4 protein-coding genes and 1 pseudogene are annotated in these 3911 nt (G+C 35.4%); all 5 read right to left on the bottom strand.

Annotated elements, in window-relative coordinates; all coding sequences use genetic code 11:
- Positions 1-125 precede the first annotated feature (125 nt).
- Positions 126-947 carry a DUF4422 domain-containing protein gene (locus Q0409_RS04715; RefSeq protein ID WP_298535624.1) on the bottom strand — a complete coding sequence of 274 codons (822 nt, stop codon included), beginning with the start codon at positions 945-947 and terminating at the stop codon, positions 126-128.
- A 16-nt stretch (positions 948-963) separates the two neighbouring features.
- Entirely contained in the window at positions 964-1764 is an 801-nt protein-coding gene (locus tag Q0409_RS04710; RefSeq protein ID WP_298535622.1) for a DUF4422 domain-containing protein, read from the bottom strand.
- A gap of 162 nt (positions 1765-1926) precedes the next feature.
- The gene (locus Q0409_RS04705; RefSeq protein WP_298535620.1) at positions 1927-2265 is read right to left on the bottom strand and encodes a DUF2149 domain-containing protein; all 339 of its coding nucleotides are present in this window, start codon (positions 2263-2265) and stop codon (positions 1927-1929) included.
- A 9-nt stretch (positions 2266-2274) separates the two neighbouring features.
- Positions 2275-2907, bottom strand: a complete 633-nt coding sequence (locus Q0409_RS04700) for a MotA/TolQ/ExbB proton channel family protein (RefSeq protein WP_298535618.1) — start codon at positions 2905-2907, stop codon at positions 2275-2277.
- 387 nt (positions 2908-3294) lie between these two features.
- Positions 3295-3911: pseudogene (locus tag Q0409_RS04695) on the bottom strand (hypothetical protein); the annotation flags it as partial.

Raw genomic sequence — 3911 nt, 5'->3', positions numbered from 1 at the left:
ATCTAGCAATAGCTATTGTCCATAAAAATGCACATAAATTAACTATTACTTGAGATGTGGTGACCCAACTAACATTTTTAAATAATGTTTTTATTTCGCTCATAATAACCCATTAAATTATATTCTCATTTGTAAAATAAGTTATGTATCTTCTCTTCAATAAGCTTTCCTTTTGAATTCTTAAAGAAATTGAAGTATAAGAACTGATATCCTTTTCTTAAAACCCTGTTGTCTGACAATGCCATCCTGAATCTTAAATCATTTCCCAAATAATAGATGGGAACCTCTTTAATCCTCAACTGATTGTATTCAATCCAGACATTGAAAATGGCTTCTGAAATCAACCCAAAGACTCTCGGATGTTCCTCCACATCAATCCTGTTTTCAACCTCACTCAAGATTGGGAATACCCATTCGCAATAAGGATCAATCACTTCCTTTCTTGCTATGAACATATTGTAATTGGAAAAGCTGGATTGTGCCAACATCCTCTCAAAGGTTTCCAAATATTCCGGAGACAATTCATTGATCACATCCCTTGTAATTTCCAAAGGCCCATACAAATGATGGTCCTGGTAAGTCTCCCAATATGACCCTTTTATCAAATCTGATTTTTTGGGGAGGATGATATCGTTATTGGACAAATAGTCGAGTATTTCCCCTTTTTCCATCAGTTTTCCATCTTTTCCTTTGAAGTATCTGCGATAATGACATAATCCAATTATATCCGCTTCGGATGCTTTCCACATCCAATATAGTCCTGTCAATTCACAGTAATCCTTATTTTTAGATGATATGTTTCCTTCAAAGCTGTCATCGCTAGCAAATCCGAAGTTCTCCTTACCGTTTCTGCCTACAAACAACGGAGTGTAAATCTCATCGTTTCGGATTTCCTTTATAGCCTCTTCACTATGTGAAATAACATACAATTGAATTTTTTCAGACATACTAAAACCATAAATATTAACGTCTCATATCCTTATGGAGCAATCCCATATAAATATGAACATAAGCCCATCTTACAATAGCTCTTTTTACAATCCACATATGAACATTAAGTCTTAATCCATTGACTTTAAGTTCAGACTCCTTAACCTTAAGATTTTGCTTATCCATCCATACATCAAAAAGTCTTTCAGTTAAAAAACCATAGATTCTTTTCTGATAGTCATCGTATCCAGTCATATCCACTCTTTTTTCAACTTCAGCAAGTATTGGGAATACCCATTCACAGTAAGGGTCTATGACTTCCTTTTTTGCGATGAACATATTGTAATAGTAAAGTTCCTTTCCATTTACTACCTTTTTATAGCTGTCCAAATATTCAGGGCATTGTTCACTAATCACTTCTTCACACAAATCAAGATCCTTTGCATAGTTCCAGTGGTCATAATCCTCATAAACGGAACCTAAGAGTGCAGTTGTCTTTTTAGGAAGAATGATGTCATACTCTTCAAATATCTTTTCCAAATCATCTCTTTCAAGTCTTTTTCCAAGTCTCCATTTAGCAAAATAACGCCTATAATGGACAAGACCGATAATGTCTGCATCACTATTCTTCCACATCCAGTAAAGGCCGGTAAGTTCACAGTAAGAAGAGTTTTTGCCTGATATGTTGTCACCGGTATCATCACTTACAAAACCTAAATTATCCTTACCGTCTCTGCCTACAAATAGAGGCACATAAATCTCATTTGCATCGATATCTCTAATATCCTCTTCGCTATGTGATACAACATAAACCTGAATTTTTGAACCTGACATAATACTATTTCCTAAAGACTTGAAAGTTAAAAAAGAAAAAGGTTCACAAATTGTGAACTTAATATTTTAAATCTTATATTATATTATAATTTTTTAGATTTTACTTAATAAGTTTATCTGAATTCTTATTATTTATTTTAAAAAAAGAATGGGGGATAATGATTAGTTTTCAATCATTATCAGCTTGCCCGTCTTAGGGTCCTTGTAGACCTTACCCAACTCGCTGTACCCTTCTCCAGATGATGAGCTGATGTCTGGTGTTTCGTTAAGCTGCTGACCTTGGTCTATCTCGGTAACCTGCTTCATGGCATTGATTGCGTCTTGCTTTTGTTCTGGAGTCACATCATCGTTGAATACGATTGCCTGCATGTTCCAGGAAATTACAAGGAAAACAAGCAAACCCACTGCTATAACAAGCATTGCATCCACAAGGTTGGCAACACCTGTCATTGGGTCTTCCTCTTCCTCCTCGAATGCAGTCTTTCGATTAAGCTTTACCATAACAATCACCTAGAGCTTTCTGATTCTTGTGAGCACCACATCTGTCAAGACATCTATGTTCGCTATGTATTCGCTGTACCATCTTCGTCTGATTTTACTTATTACATATGCCAATGCTCCAGCCCCTATCCCTACAACAGTGGTGTCGAATGCGACTATGATTGCGTTGGATAGTGTGACTATGTCACCACTTCCTAAAGCAGCAAGACCCGGACCCATAGGAATCAATGTTCCCATCAAACCTAAGGTTGGTCCGATACGGGTTATGATGTCAGTGTAAGATAATCTTTTCTCCAATTTCTTTTCTCTGGAATTCACTAGTTTCTTTGCTAGAGCTATTCTTGATTCAAGGTCTAAATCTGTGTCTGTTATTTCTCTTAGGTCATTTTTCATTGAGTTCGGAATCTCTGAACTTTGTATTATGTTTAATATTTCTTCTTGAGTGTTTGCATTTGAAATGCTGTTGATTAAAGTTTTCATTTCCACATTGGATACTGTCTTCCTGTGTGTGTATTCCCTTATCAGTCCTCCTAGCAATATTATTGCTCCTATTGCAAATAACAATAGGAATATTATTACAGGAATCTGCAGGCTTTGGCTTACAAGATCCAATGTTGAAGTCAAAATGTTGCTGCCAGCCATTATGTTACTCTCCTAAAACTACATTTTTATGCTTGAAAATTTCTATCAATTTAATTATAATAATGATGATTTAAATTATAAGTTAATTATTAAAACTAAATTTTAATTAATCGAATTTTTTAAATGATTAAATCATTATTGTAAACATTAATTTTTTAAATTGTTTATCGACATTAAATTGTATAATCTATTAATTTTAAAATTAAAACATTTTTTCATCCTTTAATTTTAAAACCAATAAACAAATACATTTTCTATAAAAAAAATAAAAATTAAAGTGTTCATCAAAGAAAAATGAATAAGAATCTTTTATGAGGTTTTATTTTATAAAAGCTTAAAAATTTGAACTTATGATGAACACCCTTATAATAGAAACATTTAACTTTTTTATTCTTCTTCCTCTTTATCCTTCTGACGTTTGTAACCTACAATGAGCAACATCAATGCGATGACACAGATAAGACTTAACTGGAGATAATCAACAGACTTCACAGCCAAATTGTCCTTCTCATCAATCTCATAGGCATTCCTGTCATCACTGGCAGCACTTGAACTGTCACCTGAACCCGCACTTGCACTTGCAGCAGCAAGACTTATTCCAGAGTCACCTACTGTGTAATGGGTTGAATTCAAGTCGCCGTGAGTAGCATTGGACCTTGAGAACCTGCTGTTTCTGCCGTTTACATCAGAATCGAAATTGAAACCGTTGCCGTTTCCCTTTCCATTCAATGAATTGCCCCTGCCGTTGGAATTATTGCCAGCAAAGCCGGAATTATGCTCAGAACTGTCTGAATCCATCCAATGCAAGCCGATTCCTCGACCCTTAGGAGAATGGTAATTCCTCAGCCAATCAGGCAAGTCACGCTCTGACATGTGACGAACAGGATTGGAACCGTTTGTATTGTAGCGGACAACATTGTTTGTGCCCCTACCACCAATGGATACCGCTTTATCTCCACCTTCTCCACGACCAGTTACCAATATGTTGTACATGACATTGGTAT

Origin of the sequence: uncultured Methanobrevibacter sp. (assembly GCF_937898925.1) — an archaeon.
GTDB lineage: Archaea > Methanobacteriota > Methanobacteria > Methanobacteriales > Methanobacteriaceae > Methanobrevibacter.
The sequence above is the reverse complement of the archived record's forward strand: the minus strand, read 5'-3'. Positions and strand labels throughout refer to the sequence as shown.

Bases quoted from the DNA above. Each gene is read 5' to 3' on its own strand.
- Q0409_RS04715 (WP_298535624.1), bottom strand. From the start codon at position 947: ATGTCTGAAAAAATTCAATTGTATGTTATTTCACATAGTGAAGAGGCT.
- Q0409_RS04710 (WP_298535622.1), bottom strand. From the start codon at position 1,764: ATGTCAGGTTCAAAAATTCAGGTTTATGTTGTATCACATAGCGAAGAG.
- Q0409_RS04705 (WP_298535620.1), bottom strand. From the start codon at position 2,265: ATGGTAAAGCTTAATCGAAAGACTGCATTCGAGGAGGAAGAGGAAGAC.
- Q0409_RS04700 (WP_298535618.1), bottom strand. From the start codon at position 2,907: ATGGCTGGCAGCAACATTTTGACTTCAACATTGGATCTTGTAAGCCAA.